The following is a 19,806-nucleotide window of genomic DNA, read 5'->3' as shown; positions in this document are numbered from 1 at the left end:
TTAACGACGGCAACAGCGTTTTATTAAGGGGGTATAACGGCTTTTTTATGCCTTTATGACAGGATGGCCGCTGATGGTCAGCCGGGAGCCGGAATCATTATGGAGCAGGGAGGCGTGCGCCCCCAGCGCCAGGGTCACGGTGCGCTGCTCATGACCGAAGTCCAGACCGGCGATCACCGGAATATCCAGCCGCGAGCGAATGAACTCAACCATGGTTTCCAGGGAGTAACCCGCGTCATAGTCATTCGGGGCAGCGCCGCTGAAGCTGCCCAGCACAATCGCGGACTGGCGCTCAAGAATACCGGCATGATAGAGCTGCAACAGCATGCGTTCGACGCGGAACGGATGTTCGTTGATATCTTCCAGCACCAGAATGCCGTTTTCAATGTTCGGCATCCACGGGGTGCCGATGAGCGAAACCAGCATCGCCAGGTTGCCGCCCCAGAGCTGACCTTCGCATTCCCAGTGCGGTCCATTCCCCTGCCACTCGACGCTGTAGGTGGGATTACGCAGCGCGCGCCAGAAATGTTCCACGGTGAACGCTTCCAGCTCCGGCGCGCCGAAGTTACCGGCCAGCATCGGGCCGCTGAAGGTGATGACGTTATGCAGCGCTAGCAGCCCAAGCTGGATGACGGTGAAATCGCTGTGGCCGCATATCAGCAGCGGATCCTGCTGCTGACGCTCCGCCAGGCCCTGCCAGTCAATGCTCTCCAGCAGCCGGCTCGCGCCATATCCGCCGCGCACCGCCAGCACTATCCGGTTTTCACCCTTCAGGTTCACCAGGCTGTTGATATCATTCAGCCGCTGCGCTTCGGTACCGGCAAAACGCTGCTGGCGGCGGGGGATAATCGTCTGATTTTCTACCTGGTGGCCCGATTCCAGCAAACGCTGAACGCCCCGCTGCGCCGCGTCCTGGTTGATGCAGTAGCCCGACGGCGCGATGAGATGAATCTGAGACATGGCAATTCCTTGCTGAATGAGAAACTAATTGTCTATATCATGCCGCGTATACGCCGCCTGCTTCAAGGGGCGGCGCACCGCGATGACCGGCTATAAGGATAGATGACGTGAAATTGAGATGGTTTGCTTTTTTGATTGTGTTGCTCGCTGGCTGTAGTTCAAAACATGATTATCAAAACCCGCCCTGGAACCCGGAAGTGCCGGTGAAGCGGGCGATGCAGTGGATGCCGATCAGTGAACAAGCCGGGAAAGCCTGGGGCGTCAGTCCGCGTCTCATCACGGCGATCATTGCGGTGGAGTCCGGCGGTAACCCCACGCTTGTCAGCAAGTCGAACGCGGTGGGGCTGATGCAGCTTAAAGCGTCAACGGCGGGGAAAGAGGTATACCGCTACATGGGCTGGAGCGGCCAGCCGTCGACCAGCGAGCTGAAGAACCCGGAGCGCAACATTTCAATGGGCACGGCCTATCTGAGCATCATGGAGCATGGCGTGCTGAAGGGGATTCAGGATCCGGAGGTCATGCAGTACGCGCTGGTGGTGTCTTACGTTAACGGCGCCGGCGCGTTGCTGAGAACCTTCTCCTCTGACCGCAAAGAGGCGATAGAAGAGATTAACGGCATGGACAAAGACGAATTCTTTGAGCATGTGGTGAAAAATCACCCGGCACCACAGGCGCCTCGTTATATCTGGAAAGTGCAGAAAGCGATGGATGCCATGTAATACCGCAGACGGGCGGCGGTCACGCTGCCCGATGTTTTTTTACAGAACTTTATTTGCGCGTTCGCGCGCCTCCCGCTCCAGGGAGTAGATAATGCGCTGCAGTTCGCGCTCAGCGCCAGGTCCGACGTTGAGGAAACGGAAGCTCAGACGCGGCGTGGTGATCGTTTCATTTTTGCTGTCCACGACGGTGCGTTCGCTGATGGCAATCAGCTGTGCATCGAAATAAAAGCGCCCCCAGCCCCCCATATCCAGCTCGATTTGCGTGAACCGCATGCCCTCTACCAGTCCGTCAGGCTTCGGCGTATCCATCAGCGCGCCCATACCGCCCAGCGACAGATCGAAGAGACGGAAGCGAATCTCTTTTTTGTCCGGCATTTTAGCCTTGCAGAAGTAGGCAGGGTGAAGCGGGGCGCTGATGCGGAAATATTCACGACGCTGGACAAACCAAAGATTAGTGGGAAGCGGGGTCACAAAGGCCGGCAGCCCCTGGTATTCGCTCAGTTCCAGTCGCGACAGGACAAACTCTACTTTTGCGCCCTGCGTTTCGGCCATCACGGCGATATTCTCCGCCTTCAGCGCCGCGCGGTTTTCATACTCCTGACTGCCTAAATCAATCACCAGCCGCTCCTGCGAGGCGTCAAGGATCTTACTGATGAACTGATTATTCGACCAGCTGATGCGCAGCGGCACTTCACCTTTTTGCAGGTCGCGTAATACCCCTAATACAGCCAGCGGATTTTGCTTGAGGAACTGCTCACTGTAATGACTCACGCCGGATGGCTCCTTGATAGATGACAGACTGTCTTAGCGTTATCGGCAATCTGCAATGAAACTTAATACAAACCGGTGAGTTTTTTTTGCCTGTTCAGGCAAAGATAAGTCGGTGACAAGAAAATGATTTTCCGGCGATGACCTATACTTAAGTTAGCTGTGCAGATGGTTTTCTGCACATGCGTTAAACCTGCAAGAGGGCATCGCTATGGGTATCATCGCCTGGATTATCTTTGGTCTTATTGCTGGCGCTATCGCGAAATTGATCATGCCGGGAAACGATGGCGGCGGCTTTATTTTGACCTGTGTACTCGGGGTCGTTGGTGCGGTTGTGGGCGGCTGGCTGGCGACGATGTTTGGCTTCGGAGGCAACATAAGTGGTTTTGACCTGCACAGTTTTCTGGTCGCTGTCGTGGGTGCCATTGTGGTGCTGGGCGTATTCAGGTTACTGCGACGAGCATAAGATAACGTAAACGGCTCTCTGCGGAGGGCCGTTTTTTTACCTGAGTATTGATTTGTTAATGTAAATGATAATAATTGTCGTTCCGTATTGCATCTAACAACAAGACGACATTATGACTCCCTCTCGTTTTACGCTTTGCGCCCTGGCAGGCGCCATCACGCTCGCACTGCACGCTCCGGCATTCGCCGAAGAATCCACTATCGTCGTAACGGGCGCAGAGCAGGGCAGCGCGCTGCCGGCCTGGACGAACAGCGCCACGAAATCGGCCGTAGCTGAAAGTAAAACGCCGCAGGTCATCACGACCCTCTCTGCGCCGGAAATTGACAAGCGCCATGCGAATTCCGTGAATGAAATCCTTCGCTATGCGCCGGGCGTTTCAACCGAAGTGCGGGGAAATACCTCCTACATGAGCGAATATAAAATTCGTGGCTTTACCGTCGACCAGGAGTTCTACAACGGGCTGCAGTTACCCTATAACGTCACCGGCAATACCAAAGCGCGCATCGATCCGCTGTTGATTGACAGCGTTGATATCCTGAAAGGCCCCTCATCGGTTCTCTACGGCGGCGGCTCGCCGGGCGGGCTGGTGAATATCCAGAGTAAAAAGCCGCAGCGGGAAGCGCGAACCGAATTCGGTTTTAACACCGGCAACCGCAACCTGAAAGAGGGCTATCTCGACTCAACCGGGCAGATTGCCAACAGCGACTGGAACTACCGCCTGCTGGGGAAAGCGACGGAAAATGACGATCAGCCGCACACCACCCGGTATGAAAACTACCTGGTTGCCCCGTCCGTCACCTGGCAACCCGACAGCAAAACCCGCCTCACCCTGGATGCGCTGGCGCAGAACTCCCCGAGCCTGACGCCGTCTAACCCGCTTCCGATCGCCTACCTGCGCTCGACATACGCGGGCAAGCGCGATTACGCCGGTGATGAGTGGAGCGGGTTTAAGCAGCGTCAGTGGATGCTGGGCTACAGCTTTGAGCATGAGTTTGACAGCGGCTGGGGCTTTAACCAGAAGGCGCGCTATTTCGACGTCGACACGCACCAGCGCAGCGTCTATGCAACGGGCACGGGAAGCGAGGTTTATCAGCTCAACCGTTTTGCCTACACCACCGATGAAGATCTGCAGAGCTTCAACATCGATAACCAGGTGACCAAAACCGTGGCGCTCGGTGACTGGCAACACCATCTGCTGGCCGGGTTTGACTATCAGAAGCTGAACTCCCATTTCCACTACCGTTACGCGTCGACCACGCCGGGCATGGATATGCGCAATCCTGACTATTCGCAAATCAGCGAAAGCGCATTAGGGCTGTATACCGCTCAGAAAAACCGTCTGAGCTATCAGCAGAACGGCTATTACCTGCAGGATCAGGTGGAGTTTGGCGGGTTAAATCTGCTGGCCAGCCTGCGTTACGATGATTATCGCTCCGTCACCACCAATTATCTGCAAAACGGTGATAAGGACTGGGTCTCTCAGGATCGCGTCACCAAACGTCTGGGCGCGCTTTACGCCTTTGATAACGGGATTTCGCCGTTTATCAGCTATTCCGAAGGTTTTGCGCCGGTGTCGCCGCAGGGCACGCTCGTGGCGAAAGACGTCAAACCGACCACCAGCAAGCAGGTGGAGGGCGGCGTGAAATATCTGCTGGCCGACTACGCCACTACCTTTACCGCCTCGGTGTTCAACATCCGTCAGAAAAATGTCGTCACCTCCGATCCGGGCTTCCTGAACTATCGTCAGACCGGGGAAGTGGAATCCAAAGGGGCGGAACTGTCTGCCATCAGCCGCCCGACGGACAACCTGACGCTGATTGCCAACTACGCCTACACCCACGCGATCAATACGGAAGATGACAAGTACAAAGGTAAACGTCCAACGCAGGTGCCGGAGAATGCCTTCAACCTTTGGGGGGATTACACCTTTGAAAACACGCCGCTGAAAGGGCTGATGCTGGGCGCGGGCGCACGCTACACCGGGCCAATGGAAATCTCACCGGCTAACGATGCGGGTAAACTGGGCGGCAGCACGCAGTACGATTTGTCGGCATCCTACCGGATGGGCGAAATTCTGCCTTCGCTGGCCGGGCTAACGCTTAAAGCCAGCGCGCAGAACATCACCAACAAAGAGACGCTGACCTGCTACGACGCGACCAACTGCTGGATTGGGCGGGACAGAACGTATCAGCTTGGGGCAAGTTACAGTTTCTGAGCAAGGCCCTGTGAGGGCAAAAAGTAGGCCGGGTAAGGCGTAGCCGCCACCCGGCAATACTCCCTTACTGCGCCGAGGCTTTCACCGGCGCCACCTCGTCATTCGCCGCAGGCCGATTCTCCGGCACGCTGTCGCACGGTTTCTCTTTCGGGCAGACCCGGTCCAGCATCTTCAGCGTCACGCCGTTGCTCCAGCCGAAGCCGTCCTGCAGCGGATATTCGCCGCCGCCGCCGCCCGTACCGGTGGTCGACACGTCATACTTCTCGACCAGTTTCTTTTCCCGGTCATAAGTATGCTGAACGTTCTTCAGGAAGCGCCAGGTCACATCCATCGAGACCTTCTCTTGCCCGTAATTCTGCAACCCTTCCGCCGCCACCCATTGCAGCGGAGCCCAGCCGTTTGGCGCATCCCACTGCTGGCCGCTGTTGACGGTGGTGGTCGCTATCCCGCCCGGCTTCAACAGACGAGAGGAGGTTGCCGCGGCGACTTTTTCGGCACGATCCTGCGCCGCCGCCTTGACGTAAAGCGGGAACAGGGCCGCCGCCGTGAGCTGATTGCGTACCTTCTTGCTCTTCAGGTCGTAATCGGCGTACCAGCCCTCTTTATCATTCCACAGGTGGCTCTCGATGGCTTTCTGGCGCGCGGTGGCCAGCGTCTCATACTTGCTTGCGCTGGCGGCATCGCCGCTCTCCTGGCTTGCCCGGGCCAGCAGTTTTTCCATCTTGAACATCAGGGCGTTCAGGTCCACGGGCACAATGCTTGTGGTCCGGATGGTGCCAAGTTTTTGCGGATCGTCCATCCAGCGGGAGCTAAAGTCCCAGCCCGAAGCCGCGGCGGACCGTAAATCACGGTAGATCTCGGTTGCCGGTCGGTTAGGGTTACTTTTCGCGGTATTCACATCGTCAAGCCAGGACTCCGGGCGCGGCGTATCGCGGTCGTCCCAGTAGCGGTTGAGGACAGCGCCGTCATCCAGCTTCACCACGCGTTTGTTGGCCTGGCCCGGCTGAAGGGCGTCGACGCCGTCCATCCAGTAGGCATACTCTTTCTCCATCTGCGGACGATACTTCTTCAGCGCGTCGCTGTCATGGGTCGCCAGCAGTTCAACCATCAGTGAGAAAAACGGCGGCTGGGAGCGGCTCAGGTAATAGCTGCGGTTGCCGTTGGGAATGTGGCCGAAGGTGTCGATCTCATACGCAAAGTTATCCACCATGTCGCTGATTTTGTCCCAATGATCGCTCTCTGCCAGTCCCAGCATGGTGAAATAGCTGTCCCAGTAGTAGACCTCGCGGAAACGTCCGCCGGGCACAACGTAGGGCTTCGGTAACGGGAGAAGGGAATCCCATTTGTTGCTGGCTTTATCGGTAGTGCGCGTCAGTACGGGCCAGAGATCGTCGATGTGCTCACGTAAACTTTGTCCAGCAGGCGGAACGTATTTTTCCCCTTCCGCAGGGAGCGTAAAGTTCATCTCGACAAAGTGGCGTAAGTCAAAGCTGGACTGCGTATGCTGCATCCGGTAGTCCGCCAGAATCATCAGCGGGTCGCTTTTGGGGACGGCATCCGCAAAGGTTTTCTGATCGGGAAACAGTTTGGCGCTCTGCACATCGTTAAACAGAGGGCCAAGTAAAATATCGGGTGAGGTTGTCTGGGTTGCGGGGTTATCGTCGGCATAGCCCAGTGTCGTTACGCCGAGCAGCGCGCCGCCTAACGCAAGGGGCAAAAACGCGGGGCGTAGTGTACGAGGTCTTATCATCAGTTCGTCTCCTGTCTTCACTAAACAGCGTGACCGCTGTTGTCAATCACCTGAAAACCTTAGACGAATATTGCCCGCTTCGCGTTAAATATCGCCGCGCTTTCAGACCTCTTCCGCGGTCTGGCTGGCTTCCCGCAGCGTGCCCGGCGCATGGCCAATGATGCGCTTAAACGCCCGGCTAAATGCCGCCAGAGAGCCGTATCCCAGCCGCAGCGCGACCGTTTCAATGGGCTGGTTTTCATGACGAATATACTGAATGGCCAGCCGCATTCTCAGCTCGCTGAGATATTTTGCCGGGGTGGTTCCCGTCGCCGCGAGAAACCGTTCCGCGAAAACGGATCGGGAAGTCCCGGCTTCTTTTGCCAGATCCGCCACGCTCCAGTTCAGGCCTGGCTGCTGGTGCATGGCGTAAATGGCCCGGCTCAGGCGCGGGTCGCGCAGCACCTGCACCCAGCCGGTGGCTTTGCCACAGCCGCCTTCAACCCAGCCCCGCACAATTAACGCCGCCACCACATCGGCCAGCCGCGCAAGGATCCCGGCATACCCGGCCTGACGCGCCGCGGATTCCCGCTCCATCGCCGCCAGCAGCGGATGAATTTCCGGCCAGGTGGACATCAGCCGGCTAACCATCATCACTTCCGGCATCGCCTTGATCAGCGGCTGCATCCCGCCCAGCTCAAAATCCATGCACCCGCTAAAAATGAGGGTGTTCTCGCTCTCCGGGCAGGGCTCGCAGGTAATGGCGCAGACCGAGCTGCAGATAGGCTCGCTCGGGAAGGCGTTGACCGGGGTAAGGGTGGCTTGCTCGTCAGAGAGCAAAGCGTGGGAATTCCCGCCGGGAATAAAGAGGGCGTCGCCACCGCTCAGTTCGAACGTTGCGCCGCTCTCCATGCGCAGCAGGGCGCTACCGTGGCTCACAAAATGGAACTGTGCCCGGCCGGGAGCCTGATGAAACGCGACGCCAAAGGGCGCACTGGCTTCAATCCGCCGGTATTTCACGCCTGACAGGCGCATGCCCCGTAAAAGTTCGCTGATCAAATCGGGTGACTGTACGGACATGGCGCAACTCCGGACGAATAATCAATAAGTGGAGATTATATGTCATAGATCGTCCAGGGTGAACCTTCTATTCTTTTGCGACAGTAGTCACATTTTTATAACGGGAGATCAACAGATGAGTTCATGTGTCGCGGCGAGCGAGGCGGTAGCGCCTGCAAAACCCGCCTGGCGGGCCGTCTATTCACTGGGGCTGGGGGTATTTGGTTTGATTACGGCAGAATTTCTGCCCGCCAGCTTGTTAACACCCATGGCCGCGAGCCTGGGCGTGACCGAGGGGATGGCCGGACAGGCTGTCACCGCCACCGCGCTGGTGGCGCTGGTCACCGGGTTGTTGATCACCCCGGCAACCAGGCGTATCGACCGCCGCTGGGTACTGATGTTTTTCTCGGTGCTGCAAATTATCTCCAGCCTGCTGGTGGCCTTTGCGCCCAACCTGCACGTCCTGCTCATGGGGCGTCTGCTGCTGGGGATAGCCATCGGGGGATTCTGGGCCATGTCGACGGCGACAACGATGCGTCTGGTTCCGGCGGATAAAGTGCCGAAAGCGCTGGCGGTAATCTTTTCCAGCGTATCAATTGCCACGGTGGTCGCGGCCCCGCTGGGCAGCTATCTGGGCAGCCTGATCGGCTGGCGCAACGTCTTTGTACTCTGCATTCTGCCGAGCATGCTGGCGCTGCTGTGGCAGCTCTGGGTGCTGCCGTCCATGAAGCCGGAGAGCAGCGGTAGCCTGAGTACGCTGTTCCGCGTGCTGCGTCGTCCAGGGATGATCGGCGGCATGCTGGCGACCATTCTGATCTTCAGCGGCCATTTCGCCTTCTTTACCTACCTGCGTCCGTTCCTGGAGACGGTGGGGCAGGCGAGCGTGGAAACCATTTCACTGATCCTGCTGGGCTTTGGCATCGCCAACTTTGTGGGCACCTCCGTGGCCGGGCATCTGCTGGCACGTAATCTGCGCCTGACGCTGGCGCTGGTGCCGTTTGCGATGGGCGTTCTCGCGCTCATGATGGTCGCCTTTGGTCATCTGGCGATGCTGGACGGGCTGCTGGTCGCGCTGTGGGGCTTTGCATTTGGTCTGGTTCCGGTGGGCTGGTCAACCTGGCTTGCGACCACCGTTCCGGATGAAGCCGAAAGTGCAGGGGGGCTGCTGGTGGCCTCAATCCAGCTGGCGATAAGCGCCGGTGCGGCCGGAGGTGGGGCGGTATTTGATCTTAACGGTGCCAGCGGCGTGTTCGCGGGCAGCGGTTTGCTGCTGGTGACGGCGATGGTGATTGTGTTTATGGGTGTGAAAGTGAAAGCGGAGTGATTTTGTAGCCGGGTGAGCGTTCGTGCCACCCGGCCTCAGGTTTACAGCCCTTTCTTATCCATCAATACCGCCAGATCCACCAGGCGGTTAGAGAAGCCCCATTCGTTGTCATACCACGCCAGGATCTTCACCATATTCCCGCCAATCACCAGCGTGGAAAGCCCGTCGATAATCGAGGAGCGCGGGTCACCCTGGTAATCGCTGGAGACCAGCGGTTCATCGCTATAGCCCAGAATGCCTTTCAGAGGCCCGCTGGCGGCCGCGTTGCGGAACGCGTCATTCACCTCTTCGGCGGTCACGTTGCGGCTCAGCGTCACGGTTAAATCGACAATCGACACCACCGGCACCGGCACGCGCAGGGAGTACCCGGTCAGCTTGCCGTCCAGGGAGGGGATCACTTTCCCCAGCGCTTTCGCCGCGCCGCTGGAGTAGGGCACAATCGACAGCGCCGCCGCGCGGGCGCCGCGCAGATCTTTCTCTGGCTGATCGTGCAGCGCCTGGCTGTTGGTGTAGGCGTGCGTCGTGTTCATCAGGCCATGCTCAATCCCGAACTGCTGATGCAGCACCTGAGCGGCCGGTGCCAGACCGTTGGTGGTGCAGCTCCCGTTGCTCACCACCGCGTGCCGGGCGGGATCGTACTGGTCATGGTTGACGCCCATCACAATCGTCAGGTCGTCGTTCTTCCCGGGGGCGGAAATGATGACGCGCTTAGCGCCGCCGTGGGTGATATGCACCGCCGCTTTCTCCCGCTCGGTAAAGAAGCCGGTGGCCTCAATCACCACGTCTACCCCGGCATCACGCCACGGGATATTCGCCGGGTCGCGTTCGCTAAATACCACGATCCGCTGGCCGTCTACCTGCAACGCACCGTCACCCGCTTCAACGGGCGCGGGCAGTTTGCCCAGAAGGGAATCATGCTTCAGCAGATGGGCGAGGGTTTTACTGTCCGTCAGATCGTTAATGGCCACAATCTGCAGATCCGGGTTGCCCAGCGCCGCGCGCAGGACATTACGTCCGATACGGCCGAAACCGTTAATACCGACCTTAACCATGGTGCACTCCTTATCTCTGTTGTCTGGAGTCACTGTAGGCGTCGGGCCGCTTGGCGTAAACGACAAAAAAGGATCAGATTACGCCATCTTGCGGCAGTGAAAGCGCTGGCGGTATTCGCCGGGCGTGAGGTGAAGCTGTTTCTCAAAGATGCGGCGCAAGTTAATGCTGGTGCCAAACCCGCTTTGCTCCGCAACGCGCTCAAGGGGATCGCGGGTTTGCTCAAGCAGCTGGCGGGCGGCGGCCAGTCGCGCTTCGGTCACGTAGCGGGCAGGCGAGACCCCGGCCTCGCGGGTAAACACGCGGGTGAAGTTACGCGGGCTCATCGCCGCTTTCTCGGCCAGGTTCTCCACGCACAGATCGGCGGTGAGGTTCTGCAGGATCCAGCTTTGCACTTCGCCTATCGGCCCTGCGGTGCCCGGCTGCTGCAAGCTGTAGCGGCTGAACTGCAGCTGTCCGCCGGGACGTCGCAGGTACATCACCATATCCTGCGCCACGTCGCGGGCGAGGGTAAATCCGTAGTCGTCCTCCACCAGCGCCAGGGTCAGGTCGAACCCGGAACTCACGCCGCCGGAGGTCCAGATGGGGCCATCCTGAATGTACAGCGGGCCGCCTTCGACCTGGATTGACGGGTACTGGGCTTGCAGGGTCTCCAGCAGCCGCCAGTGGGTGGTGGCGCGCCGACCGTCCAGCAAGCCGGTCTGGGCCAGCAGCATCGCGCCGCCGCAGATAGAGGTTACCCGCCGGGCGTGCGGCGCAGCGAGGTGCAGCCAGTCCACCACCGCCGTGCTCTCCTGCTCGTTCAGGCCGCGTCCGGTGATGATAATCGTGTCCAGCGGTTCACGCGGATCCAGCTCCGGCAGGCGATAGTCCGCCAGCAGGTTCAGACCGGACTGGCCGTGGATCACCTGGTGAGGCTGCGTGGTGGCGATGATAATCCGGTAGCGGGGATGCGCCAGCCCTTCCGGATGCAGCCGGTTGGCCTGCATCAGAATGTCGGCGATACCGGCGGCTTCAAACAGCATGCCGCCGTCGGGAACGATAATCAGGATCTTCTTCATGTCCTGAAAAGTACCTTTAATACTGAATAAGTCAAGCGTGCACGCACTTCACGTTTCTGGCAAAGCAAAGCGATTTAAGTTGTTTGTGATTTCAGACGTAATCCCCGATCGTCAGGGCTCTGTCTCTGGCGAAACGGCGTCTGAAGGAATGGGTAAACGAAGCTCCCTCTATTTACATCCGCAACAACGCAATCAAATTCACCGCCTCGCGTCGGGTTTCTTATGGCGAAGCGAACTGCCCACCTGGCTGTTAATGTTCACGATTTATGCGGGCTGGTTTGCCACGCTGGCGTTCTGGCAAACGCTCGGCCTGCTGCCCGCCACGCTGCTGCTCATCGGGTTTACCGCCTGGTACATGTCCCTGCAGCATGAGCTGATCCACGGGCATCCCACCCGTTTTGCCTGGCTTAACCAGCTGTTCGGCACGCTCCCGCTGGCGGTATGGTACCCGTATGGCCTCTACCGGGATTCCCATCTGGCTCACCATCGGTACGATAGCCTGACCCATCCGGTGGATGACCCGGAGTCGTACTATTTCACCGAGGCGAGCTGGGCGCGCTTTTCCCCCTGGCAGAAGCGCCTGATCCGGGCCCGGAATACCTTTGCCGGTCGGCTTCTGCTGGCGCCGCTGCTGGATATCGTCCAGACGCTGGGCAGCGCCGGGGCGGCGTTTCGTCATTTTCACCTGCGGGCGATGACGATGTGGCTGGTTCACATCACGCTGCTGGTGGCGCTTTTCGCCTGGATGACGCACGTCGGTTTTTCCCCCGTCTGGTTCGTGCTGGCGGTCAGCTATCCGGCGCTGGCGCTGACCAAGGTGCGATCGTTTCTCGAACATCGCGCAGCGGACGATCCGCTGGCACGCTCCGTCATTAACGAGGCCGGGCTGTTCTGGCGGATACTGTTTTTAAATCTCAACTACCATTCAGTACATCATGATTTACCGGGCGTGCCGTGGTACGGGCTGAAGGCGATCTACCAGCAAAACCGGGAGGCGTACCGGGAGCGAAACCGCGGTTTTCTCGTCAGGGGCTACGGTGAATGGCTGCGCAAGTTCTGGGCCAGGCCCGTCGACGTCACCGTTCACCCCGGAAAACAACAGGAGGAGGGATATGAGTAACCTGCTGGCGTTTCCCATGTATGCGGTGGATCGCGCCGACACCCGCGCGCTCTGGCTGGCGGTAAAGGGGCTGCTGGCCGCGCGCGGTGTGCCCGTCGAAGATGTCCCTGGCTGGCCGGAGTCCGATCTGCTGACCCACTGGCGACAGCCTGCGCTTGTCCTCAGCCAGACCTGCGGTTATCCGCTCGTCACGCAGCTTTCGGACGTGCAGGTCGTCGGCTGTTTTCACTACGCGGCCCCGGGCTGCAAAGGGTTCCACTACCGCAGCTTTCTGGTGGTGCGCGAGGAGGATCGCCACCTCACGCTGGCGGATTTTCACGGCCGACGGGCGGTCTGTAACTCTGCGGACTCGCAGTCCGGCTACAATGCGCTGCGAAAAAAAGTGGCGCCTCTGGTGGCTCAGGAGCCGTTTTTCGCGCAAACGTCCTTCAGCGGCAGCCATCGCCAGTCGCTGATTGATGTCAAACGCGGGGCAGGGGATATCGCGGCCATCGACTGTGTCACCTGGGCACTGCTGCAGCGTCACGAACCGGAAAGCCTGACGGGTCTGGCGGTCATTGACCATACCCCTCTGACGCCAGGGCTGCCGCTCATTACCTCGCCCCGCACCTCGCCTGAGACCCTGAACGCCCTTCGCGATGCGCTCCACGCGCTGGTGAGTTCGCCGGAGCACCGGGCCGTTTGCGACGCGGTGCTGATCCGCGGTTTTAGCGTGGTGACGCGTCAGGCCTACGCCTCATTGCTGGCGTGATAGATCTCCTGCGCGTCGGTAAAACAGCGCAGCGCCAGCGAGGAGACGGGTTTCTGTCGGCGCATAATCAGGCCGACAGGGGCCTCGATATCCGCGTCGGCGATGGGGACAATCCTGAAATGGCTGTTCAACTCTTCCAGCCCGTTGTTCAGCGGCATCACGGCACAGCACACGCCGCTTTGCACCGCCTGAATGATCTGGAACGTGGAGTCGCTCTCGAAAACGGACCTCGGTTCAATGCCAGCAGACTTAAAGCTGGCCTCCATATGCGCCCGGTAATGCATCCCTTTGGTCAGGAACCCCAGCGGAAAATCCGTCAGATCGCGCCAGGTCAATGTCTCCTGGCCGAGCTGGAAATGGCGGACGTCGTGCAGTAGGCCCATCTTCGTTTTGGGAAGCTGGATAATATCGAACAGGCTGGTGTCGATGCTGTTGAGATAGCAAATCCCCAGCTCAAGCTGATTGCGGCTGACGCCGTCGGCAATCTGCGCGGAGGACATGGAATAGAGGCTGTAGGTCAGCTCCGGGTATTTTTCCGTCAGCAGACGGATAAAGATCATCGGATCCACGCTCGCCAGCGGCACCATCCCCAGACGGAGTTCACCCACCACCTGACCTTTGCACAGCGCGGCTTCTGCCTGTAGCCCGTCATGTGCAGCCAGCAGCGCGCGGGCCCACGCGAGGATGCGTTCACCCTCCGGCGTAAACCCTTCAAAGCGCTGCCCGCGCACAATCAGTACCAGCCCGAGCTCCTCTTCCAGGCTGCGGATGCGCATGGAAAGAGTCGGCTGGGTGATGTTGCACTGCGAGGCCGCCTTGCCAAAATGGCGGGTCTCGTCGAGCGCGATTAAATATTTTAACTGTTTAATATCCATCGTTTTCTCTGCGCGATCGGCTTACAGCATGCGGATCTCTTTTGAGCGCAGGGTGATGCGAACCGGAACGGATTTATACGACGGCGTGCCGCTGTCCTTATCCAGATAATCAAGCGGGACCAGCACGTTGGCCTCCGGATAATAGGCCCCGACGGTCCCCGGCGCGATGTTGTACGCCACCACGGTAATGTCTTCCAGACGCTGTCCGTTGCCGGGCAGGGCGGTTTCGATATCCACGCGGTCGCCGTGCTCCAGCCCTGACTGCGCCATATCCTCTTCGTTCATAAACAGCACGTCGCGGCGGCCAAACACGCCGCGGTAACGGTCATCCAGCGCGTAAATGGTGGTGTTGTACTGGTCGTGGCTGCGCAGCGTGATCAGGCGCAGGACGTGCTCACCTTCACCGCTGGCGTTCTCGTGAACACCGTCGAAGACCGAGAACATCGCTTTTCCCGTCGCCGTTGGCCAGAGACGTTGCGTTGGCGGCAGCGGCATACGGAAGCCGCCGGGAACGCGGATCCGCGCGTTATAGTTCTCAAACCCCGGAATGGTCTGCTCGATCAGATCGCGGATGCGGTCGTAATCCTCAACCAGCGTCATCCAGTCCACGCGGGTATCCGGCAGGGTGGCTTTCGCCATGCCCGCGACGATAGCGGGTTCTGACCGAAGCAACGGAGAGGCGGGTTTGAGCTTGCCGGATGAGGCATGCACCATCGACATCGAGTCTTCAACGGTAATGGACTGGCGGCCGGTGGCCTGAACATCCAGCTCGGTACGGCCAAGACACGGGAAAATAAAGGTCTCTTTGCCCACCAGCAGATGGGTACGGTTGAGCTTGGTGCCGACGTGGACGCTCAAATCCAGGGAGCCCATGGCCGGGAACCCGCGTTCATGGTCGGGCATCGCCACCGCAAAATTACCGCCGAGGCAGATGAGCGCCTTCGCGCGGCCGTCGATCATCGCCTGGGTGGCCTGCACCGCGTCATGGCCGTGGTGAGACGGTGGCTCAAAGCCGAAAACCTCCTTCAGACGGTTCAGGAAGGCCGGCGTGGGTTTCTCGCTAATCCCGACGGTACGGTTCCCCTGCACGTTTGAGTGGCCGCGCAGCGGGCATATTCCCGCGCCGGGCTTGCCGATATTCCCGCGCATCAGCAGCAGGTCCGCAATCAGGCGGACGTTGGCCGTCCCTTTGTTGTGCTGGGTAATGCCCATCCCGTAGGTGATGATGGTGGCATTCGATTTCGCATAGGCCTCGGCCACCTTTTTGAGCGCCGCCTGACTGAGACCCGACTCGCGTTCGATCTCGTCCCAGCGGGTTTGCGCGATATCGGCGGCAAAGTCCTCAAAGCCTTGGGTGTGTTCGGCAATAAACGCGCGATCGAGCACGTCGCCGCGTGCGGCCTCCATTTCAAGCAGGTGTTTGGCAATCCCTTTCAGCGCGGCGGCATCGCCTCCGGCCTTCACCTGGAAATAGGTCGAAGCGATATCCGTGGAGCCGTAGGTCGCCATTTCAATCACGCTTTGCGGGTCCGCAAAACGTTCCAGCGCGCGCTCGCGCAGCGGGTTAAAGACGATAATCGGCACGTTGCGGCGGGCCAGCTCATGGAGGGTCCCCATCATTCGCGGATGGTTCGTACCGGGGTTATGGCCGATGGAGATCACCAGCTCCGTCTTGTCGAAATCGTCCAGCGAGACGGTCCCTTTCCCGATGCCAATCGAACGGGGCAAACCGACGCTGGTGGCCTCGTGACACATATTTGAGCAGTCGGGGAAGTTGTTGGTGCCGTATTCGCGGGCGAACAGCTGGAACAGATACGCCGCTTCGTTAGAGGCGCGTCCGGAGGTATAGAACTCGACCTGGTCCGGTTCGAGCCCGCGCAGTACTTCGCCGATGTGTTGAAACGCCTCGTCCCAGTCGACGGGGCGGAAGGTGTCGCTCGCACGGTCATAGCGCAGGGGATGCGTCAGCCGCCCGTAGCCTTCCAGCTCAAAGTCCGATTTTGCCAGCAGCGAGGAGACAGTGTTTGCAGCCAGAAACGCGGGGGTGACGCGTTTGCTGGTCGCTTCCCAGGTCACCGCTTTGGCGCCGTTCTCGCAGAACTGGAACGTCGATTTGTGTTCTTTATCAGGCCACGCGCAGCCCGGGCAGTCAAAGCCGTCAGGCTGGTTGGTGCGCAGCAGCGTCGCCGGGGCGTCAAAGGTATCCATTTGGGTGCGTACCGCAATCGCCGTCGCTTTCAGTGCGCCCCAGCCGCCGGCAGGGCCGTCATAGTGTCTGATGCCTGGCACCGAGCGTCTTTTCTTGTTCATACCCACTCCTGATTTGTTCGATCACACAACGCCTGAGCCAATAAATCACTGACGAGAGCAATAGGTGAAAGCAATGACGGCCGGATGGCAACGCACATACGGAACGGGAAAATGCCTTAACGCAAACTCTTTTTATTACAGTAATTTATCTGGTCTGGTGTTTAAATATTTAAAGAAATTATAACGAATATTTATCATTTTAATAATAAATCTTATCTATCGGCCGGTAGGCGAGATAGATGGCAGTGAGCAGGAAAGTATGTAGCGCCAGTAAAACATCGACTGAAGCTGTTGCGCTGGAGATATCGCCACGATTCGCGGCTGGCGGGCTGCCGGAGGCATTTTTCATTTGAGGAAATGACAGGAAGGTTTACTCAGGCTTAATGAATAATAGATATAAGGTATACCTGGCAGTGGAATTATTACGGCCTAAAATATACGCTTTTTTTGCGGCATGAAATTAACATTTTTCTGCATAAGTGAAATATTCTCACCCAGGCGATGAAGCGTCTTCAATATTAAAGATACCCTGTTAGTGCAACAAATAATTCATCAGGGATATATTCATTTGACATCAAAAAAACGCGAATTCTACTAATTATGGTAGTGGCGATAATAGCGTGATTGCGTTAATGAAAGCGGTTCTCTTTTGTATTTTTTAATAGATAAAACATGATGTTATGTCGTTTTGTGGTGAAGAAATAAGAAAGGGTGGGCCATATCGTTTTTTATCATAGGATTAATCCTATAATTTTCCGACTGCTTCATTTACCAACAGTTACGCGGCGGTAAATATTGAATTGATACGAAGCTCATGTAAACTTGTTTACCGTTTGTCAAAATATGTCAGGAAGACACTGGGCCTTATTCTGAAAGGCTCGTGCGGTAGCTATGCCCTTAAAGTAGTAACGCCCCGAAAATATCCTGGCTATTTTAACAATAGCACTTAAGTCAAACTTCATCCCCTTATCTCCATCATCGAAATATCGCTACGGAAAAGCATATGAAAATGCGCGTACTGTTTTCACTTCTGTTTGTAATGGCGGTGGCGGGCTGTAAAGCACCGCAGAAACCTGTGATTAACGACGATACGATCGAGACCAGCCAGGTCAACGGCGTCACCTTAACCCACCGTCACGCTGTGACTCCGCCGACGGAGTTCACGCCGGTTAACGAGCCGTATCGTGCCATGTATCCGGCCTCTCTGATGAGCCGTCCTGACTTCGGCGGTAAAGTTATCCGCACTCTTGATACCGGAAAAACGTACGTGGTGCTGGGTCAGGTTGAACACTACTGGATGGCGCTTGCCGATGAAGGCAACGAGCAGCTGATTGGTTACGTTCCGATGCGCGCCGTTATCAAGGCCGACCAGTACGATGCCGCCGTGCGTAAACAGGCCATTCGCCATAAGACGCGTAAAAAAGCGACCTGTGTCGATGTCGACGGCAACAGCAAAGCCTGCAAAGACAGCGCTAACGGTACCTGGATCCTGAACTAAACGGCTTTCATGAGCGCATTTTTATGAATAATAAAAATTTTCATAGGCTGTGGTTATTCTTTTACGCGATGATTTTCGCGCTGATCGGTGGTTGTTCGTCGTCTTCACACAGCGACCCCTCCCGCTACAATCTGCAGTTTCAGGCTCATCCACAAATCAATGAATCTGCGCCGCTTAAGGTTCGGGTGTTGTTGCTGAAATCCGATGCGGATTTCATGTCCAGCGACTTCTACTCCCTGCAGAACAACGCGTCAGCCACGCTTGGCGCGAATCTGCTGAACAGCGATGTGTTCTTCCTGATGCCGGGACAGCTGTCAAAAACTCTCAGCGGGCAAAGCTCGCCGGAGGCTCGCTACATCGGCGTGATGGCGGAGTACCAGGTGCTGGATGGCAAAAAATGGCGCGTTTCACTCCCTCTGCCCGTGCCTGGCGAAAATCATATCTACCAGTTCTGGAAATGGTCCGCCGATGAACTTCAGGCCAACGTTTTTCTCGACGTGAACGGCATTCGGGTCATCAGCCAGTAACGCGCTTCTAAACAGGAAACACATCATCATGACGAAAGCAGAAAAGGTCGTCTGGACCGAAGGCATGTTCCTGCGTCCACACCATTTTCAGCGGACTGAAAGCTATCTGCTCAACCATGTTCGTGAATGGGGCGCGCTGCAGCGATCGTATCTCTGGGGCTTTCTCGACGTTGAACTGGATGAAGCGATGCTTCGTCAGGGATGCATTGCCCTGAGCTACTGCAGTGGGCTGCTGCCGGACGGCACCTTTTTCCAGGTGCGCAACGGGCGCAACGGTCCTTTACCGCTGAAAATTCCTGACAATCTCACCAACGAAAAGGTGGTGCTCGCACTGCCGGTTCGTCGTGGCGAGAGAGAAGAGGTGATTTTCAGCGAAGAGCCATCCTCGCTGGCGCGCTTTATCGCGTTCGAGCAGGAGGTGGAGGACGATAACGCCATGTCGGTGGGGGATGCTACCGTCCAGTTTGGCCGCCTGCGTCTGACCCTGATGCTCGAAAAAGACCTCACGGCGGAGTGGACCGCCATCGGCGTGGCGTTTGTGACCGAGAAGCGTAATGACAACCACGTGCGGCTCGACAACAGCTACATCCCGCCGATGCTCAATGCCAATAACAGCCCGCAGATCTACAGCATGATCAACGATCTGCACGGCTTACTGGTGCAGCGCAGCCAGCAGATTGGCGGCCGTTTGCGCCAGCCCGGCCGCTTTAACACCTCTGAAATGATCGAGTTTACGCTGCTGTCGCTGGTTAACCGTCATCTGGGCGAGGTGTCTCATTTAAAAACCCTCCCGCTGCTGCATCCGGAAACCCTCTGGCGCAGCTGGCTGCCGTTTGCCACCGAGCTCGCCACCTGGACGTCGCAGCGTACCGCCGAAAGCGTGCTGCCGATTTACGATCATGACGATCTGGCGAACTGCTTCAGCAAGCTGATGCTGATGCTGCGTCAGGGGCTGTCGCTGGTGATGGAAGACCACGCTATCCAGCTGCCGCTTAACGAGCGCTCTCACGGCCTCAACATCGCCACGGTGCCTGAAACCAGCATGGTGCGTGAGTTCGGCTTCGTGCTGGCGGTCAAAGCCAACGTGCCGGGCGAACACCTGCAAACCCATTTCCCGGCGCAGATGAAGGTCGCACCGGTGTCGAAAATCCGCGATCTGGTTCAGCTTCAGCTGCCGGGCATTATGCTGCGCGCCATGCCGGTTGCACCGCCGCAGATCCCGTGGCATGCCGGCTACAGCTACTTTGAACTCGAAAAGGGCAGCGAGCTGTGGCACGAGATGGATAAGTCCGGCGCATTCGCCCTGCACCTTGCGGGGGAGTTCCCGGGGCTGGATATGGAGTTTTGGGCCATCCGTAGCCCGACAGAATAATA

At 58.0% G+C, this 19,806-nt stretch carries 17 protein-coding genes; 9 read left to right on the top strand and 8 right to left on the bottom strand.

Annotation, left to right across the window (positions count from 1 at the left end; translation table 11 throughout):
- Positions 1-45: 45 nt before the first annotated feature.
- Positions 46-960: a muramoyltetrapeptide carboxypeptidase gene (ldcA, locus tag ACHH0Z_RS07820; protein WP_045352240.1), complete on the bottom strand. Its 915-nt coding sequence runs from the start codon at positions 958-960 to the stop codon at positions 46-48.
- A gap of 107 nt (positions 961-1,067) precedes the next feature.
- On the opposite strand from ldcA, the gene emtA reads away from it, so the two are divergent.
- Positions 1,068-1,679, top strand: coding sequence for a membrane-bound lytic murein transglycosylase EmtA (emtA, locus tag ACHH0Z_RS07815; RefSeq protein ID WP_045410473.1), 612 nt, complete (start codon positions 1,068-1,070; stop codon positions 1,677-1,679).
- 39 nt (positions 1,680-1,718) lie between these two features.
- Here the strand turns inward: emtA and ACHH0Z_RS07810 are convergent, their stop codons facing one another.
- Positions 1,719-2,450: a flagellar brake protein gene (locus tag ACHH0Z_RS07810; protein WP_008502663.1), complete on the bottom strand. Its 732-nt coding sequence runs from the start codon at positions 2,448-2,450 to the stop codon at positions 1,719-1,721.
- Positions 2,451-2,658: 208 nt separating this feature from the next.
- Here ACHH0Z_RS07810 and ACHH0Z_RS07805 point away from each other — a divergent pair, with 208 nt between their 5' ends.
- The gene (locus tag ACHH0Z_RS07805) at positions 2,659-2,913 is read left to right on the top strand and encodes a GlsB/YeaQ/YmgE family stress response membrane protein (protein ID WP_023293926.1); all 255 of its coding nucleotides are present in this window, start codon (positions 2,659-2,661) and stop codon (positions 2,911-2,913) included.
- A 112-nt stretch (positions 2,914-3,025) separates the two neighbouring features.
- Positions 3,026-5,128 carry a TonB-dependent siderophore receptor gene (locus tag ACHH0Z_RS07800; RefSeq protein WP_045410471.1) on the top strand — a complete coding sequence of 701 codons (2,103 nt, stop codon included), beginning with the start codon at positions 3,026-3,028 and terminating at the stop codon, positions 5,126-5,128.
- A 64-nt stretch (positions 5,129-5,192) separates the two neighbouring features.
- On the opposite strand, the gene ACHH0Z_RS07795 is transcribed toward ACHH0Z_RS07800, so the two are convergent.
- Positions 5,193-6,878, bottom strand: coding sequence for an alpha,alpha-trehalase (locus ACHH0Z_RS07795; RefSeq protein ID WP_021240398.1), 1,686 nt, complete (start codon positions 6,876-6,878; stop codon positions 5,193-5,195).
- A 102-nt stretch (positions 6,879-6,980) separates the two neighbouring features.
- Positions 6,981-7,937, bottom strand: a complete 957-nt coding sequence (locus ACHH0Z_RS07790) for an AraC family transcriptional regulator (protein ID WP_045410469.1) — start codon at positions 7,935-7,937, stop codon at positions 6,981-6,983.
- 115 nt (positions 7,938-8,052) lie between these two features.
- Between ACHH0Z_RS07790 and ACHH0Z_RS07785 the strand changes: the two genes are divergently transcribed.
- Positions 8,053-9,240: an MFS transporter gene (locus tag ACHH0Z_RS07785; protein ID WP_021240397.1), complete on the top strand. Its 1,188-nt coding sequence runs from the start codon at positions 8,053-8,055 to the stop codon at positions 9,238-9,240.
- 41 nt (positions 9,241-9,281) lie between these two features.
- Here ACHH0Z_RS07785 and gap read toward each other — a convergent pair whose 3' ends face one another.
- Together gap and ACHH0Z_RS07775 are read right to left on the bottom strand one after the other, a co-directional pair.
- On the bottom strand, positions 9,282-10,292 hold the full coding sequence (gene gap / locus ACHH0Z_RS07780) for a type I glyceraldehyde-3-phosphate dehydrogenase (RefSeq protein WP_021240396.1): 1,011 nt from the start codon (positions 10,290-10,292) through the stop codon (positions 9,282-9,284).
- Positions 10,293-10,370: 78 nt separating this feature from the next.
- Complete coding sequence (locus tag ACHH0Z_RS07775; protein WP_045410468.1) at positions 10,371-11,351, bottom strand: GlxA family transcriptional regulator; 981 nt, start codon at positions 11,349-11,351, stop codon at positions 10,371-10,373.
- A gap of 148 nt (positions 11,352-11,499) precedes the next feature.
- Here ACHH0Z_RS07775 and ACHH0Z_RS07770 point away from each other — a divergent pair, with 148 nt between their 5' ends.
- On the top strand, positions 11,500-12,471 hold the full coding sequence (locus ACHH0Z_RS07770; protein WP_045410540.1) for a fatty acid desaturase: 972 nt from the start codon (positions 11,500-11,502) through the stop codon (positions 12,469-12,471).
- On the top strand, positions 12,464-13,222 hold the full coding sequence (locus tag ACHH0Z_RS07765) for a phosphate/phosphite/phosphonate ABC transporter substrate-binding protein (RefSeq protein WP_045410466.1): 759 nt from the start codon (positions 12,464-12,466) through the stop codon (positions 13,220-13,222). The genes ACHH0Z_RS07770 and ACHH0Z_RS07765 overlap by 8 nt, the downstream gene beginning before the upstream one ends.
- Here ACHH0Z_RS07765 and ACHH0Z_RS07760 read toward each other — a convergent pair.
- Together ACHH0Z_RS07760 and ACHH0Z_RS07755 are read right to left on the bottom strand one after the other, a co-directional pair.
- Positions 13,201-14,097 (bottom strand): LysR family transcriptional regulator, encoded by an 897-nt coding sequence (locus ACHH0Z_RS07760; RefSeq protein WP_023294033.1) that lies wholly within the window; start codon positions 14,095-14,097, stop codon positions 13,201-13,203. The genes ACHH0Z_RS07765 and ACHH0Z_RS07760 overlap by 22 nt on opposite strands.
- Positions 14,098-14,118: 21 nt before the next feature.
- Positions 14,119-16,407, bottom strand: coding sequence for an FdhF/YdeP family oxidoreductase (locus ACHH0Z_RS07755; RefSeq protein ID WP_045410465.1), 2,289 nt, complete (start codon positions 16,405-16,407; stop codon positions 14,119-14,121).
- Positions 16,408-17,410: 1,003 nt separating this feature from the next.
- Between ACHH0Z_RS07755 and ACHH0Z_RS07750 the strand changes: the two genes are divergently transcribed.
- From ACHH0Z_RS07750 to tssK, 3 genes are read left to right on the top strand one after another with little or no spacing between them, the layout of a single operon-like run.
- Positions 17,411-17,905: a hypothetical protein gene (locus ACHH0Z_RS07750; protein WP_039266581.1), complete on the top strand. Its 495-nt coding sequence runs from the start codon at positions 17,411-17,413 to the stop codon at positions 17,903-17,905.
- Between the two features lie 23 nt (positions 17,906-17,928).
- Positions 17,929-18,432: a type VI secretion system lipoprotein TssJ gene (gene tssJ, locus ACHH0Z_RS07745; RefSeq protein ID WP_023344389.1), complete on the top strand. Its 504-nt coding sequence runs from the start codon at positions 17,929-17,931 to the stop codon at positions 18,430-18,432.
- Between the two features lie 28 nt (positions 18,433-18,460).
- Positions 18,461-19,804, top strand: coding sequence for a type VI secretion system baseplate subunit TssK (gene tssK, locus ACHH0Z_RS07740; protein WP_045410463.1), 1,344 nt, complete (start codon positions 18,461-18,463; stop codon positions 19,802-19,804).
- Positions 19,805-19,806 lie beyond the last annotated feature (2 nt).

The sequence above is a fragment of the Enterobacter cloacae complex sp. 2024EL-00227 genome, assembly GCF_043945315.1.
In the GTDB taxonomy this organism is placed as follows: Bacteria; Pseudomonadota; Gammaproteobacteria; order Enterobacterales; family Enterobacteriaceae; genus Enterobacter; species Enterobacter roggenkampii.
The sequence above is the reverse complement of the archived record's forward strand: the minus strand, read 5'-3'. Positions and strand labels throughout refer to the sequence as shown.

Coding starts and splice junctions, on each gene's coding strand:
- ldcA (WP_045352240.1), bottom strand. CDS start 960: ATGTCTCAGATTCATCTCATCGCGCCGTCGGGCTACTGCATCAACCAG.
- ACHH0Z_RS07795 (WP_021240398.1), bottom strand. CDS start 6,878: ATGATAAGACCTCGTACACTACGCCCCGCGTTTTTGCCCCTTGCGTTA.
- ACHH0Z_RS07750 (WP_039266581.1), top strand. CDS start 17,411: ATGAAAATGCGCGTACTGTTTTCACTTCTGTTTGTAATGGCGGTGGCG.
- gap (WP_021240396.1), bottom strand. CDS start 10,292: ATGGTTAAGGTCGGTATTAACGGTTTCGGCCGTATCGGACGTAATGTC.
- ACHH0Z_RS07775 (WP_045410468.1), bottom strand. CDS start 11,351: ATGAAGAAGATCCTGATTATCGTTCCCGACGGCGGCATGCTGTTTGAA.
- ACHH0Z_RS07785 (WP_021240397.1), top strand. CDS start 8,053: ATGAGTTCATGTGTCGCGGCGAGCGAGGCGGTAGCGCCTGCAAAACCC.
- ACHH0Z_RS07800 (WP_045410471.1), top strand. CDS start 3,026: ATGACTCCCTCTCGTTTTACGCTTTGCGCCCTGGCAGGCGCCATCACG.
- ACHH0Z_RS07760 (WP_023294033.1), bottom strand. CDS start 14,097: ATGGATATTAAACAGTTAAAATATTTAATCGCGCTCGACGAGACCCGC.
- ACHH0Z_RS07770 (WP_045410540.1), top strand. CDS start 11,500: ATGGGTAAACGAAGCTCCCTCTATTTACATCCGCAACAACGCAATCAA.
- ACHH0Z_RS07755 (WP_045410465.1), bottom strand. CDS start 16,407: ATGAACAAGAAAAGACGCTCGGTGCCAGGCATCAGACACTATGACGGC.
- ACHH0Z_RS07765 (WP_045410466.1), top strand. CDS start 12,464: ATGAGTAACCTGCTGGCGTTTCCCATGTATGCGGTGGATCGCGCCGAC.
- tssK (WP_045410463.1), top strand. CDS start 18,461: ATGACGAAAGCAGAAAAGGTCGTCTGGACCGAAGGCATGTTCCTGCGT.
- tssJ (WP_023344389.1), top strand. CDS start 17,929: ATGAATAATAAAAATTTTCATAGGCTGTGGTTATTCTTTTACGCGATG.
- ACHH0Z_RS07790 (WP_045410469.1), bottom strand. CDS start 7,937: ATGTCCGTACAGTCACCCGATTTGATCAGCGAACTTTTACGGGGCATG.
- ACHH0Z_RS07805 (WP_023293926.1), top strand. CDS start 2,659: ATGGGTATCATCGCCTGGATTATCTTTGGTCTTATTGCTGGCGCTATC.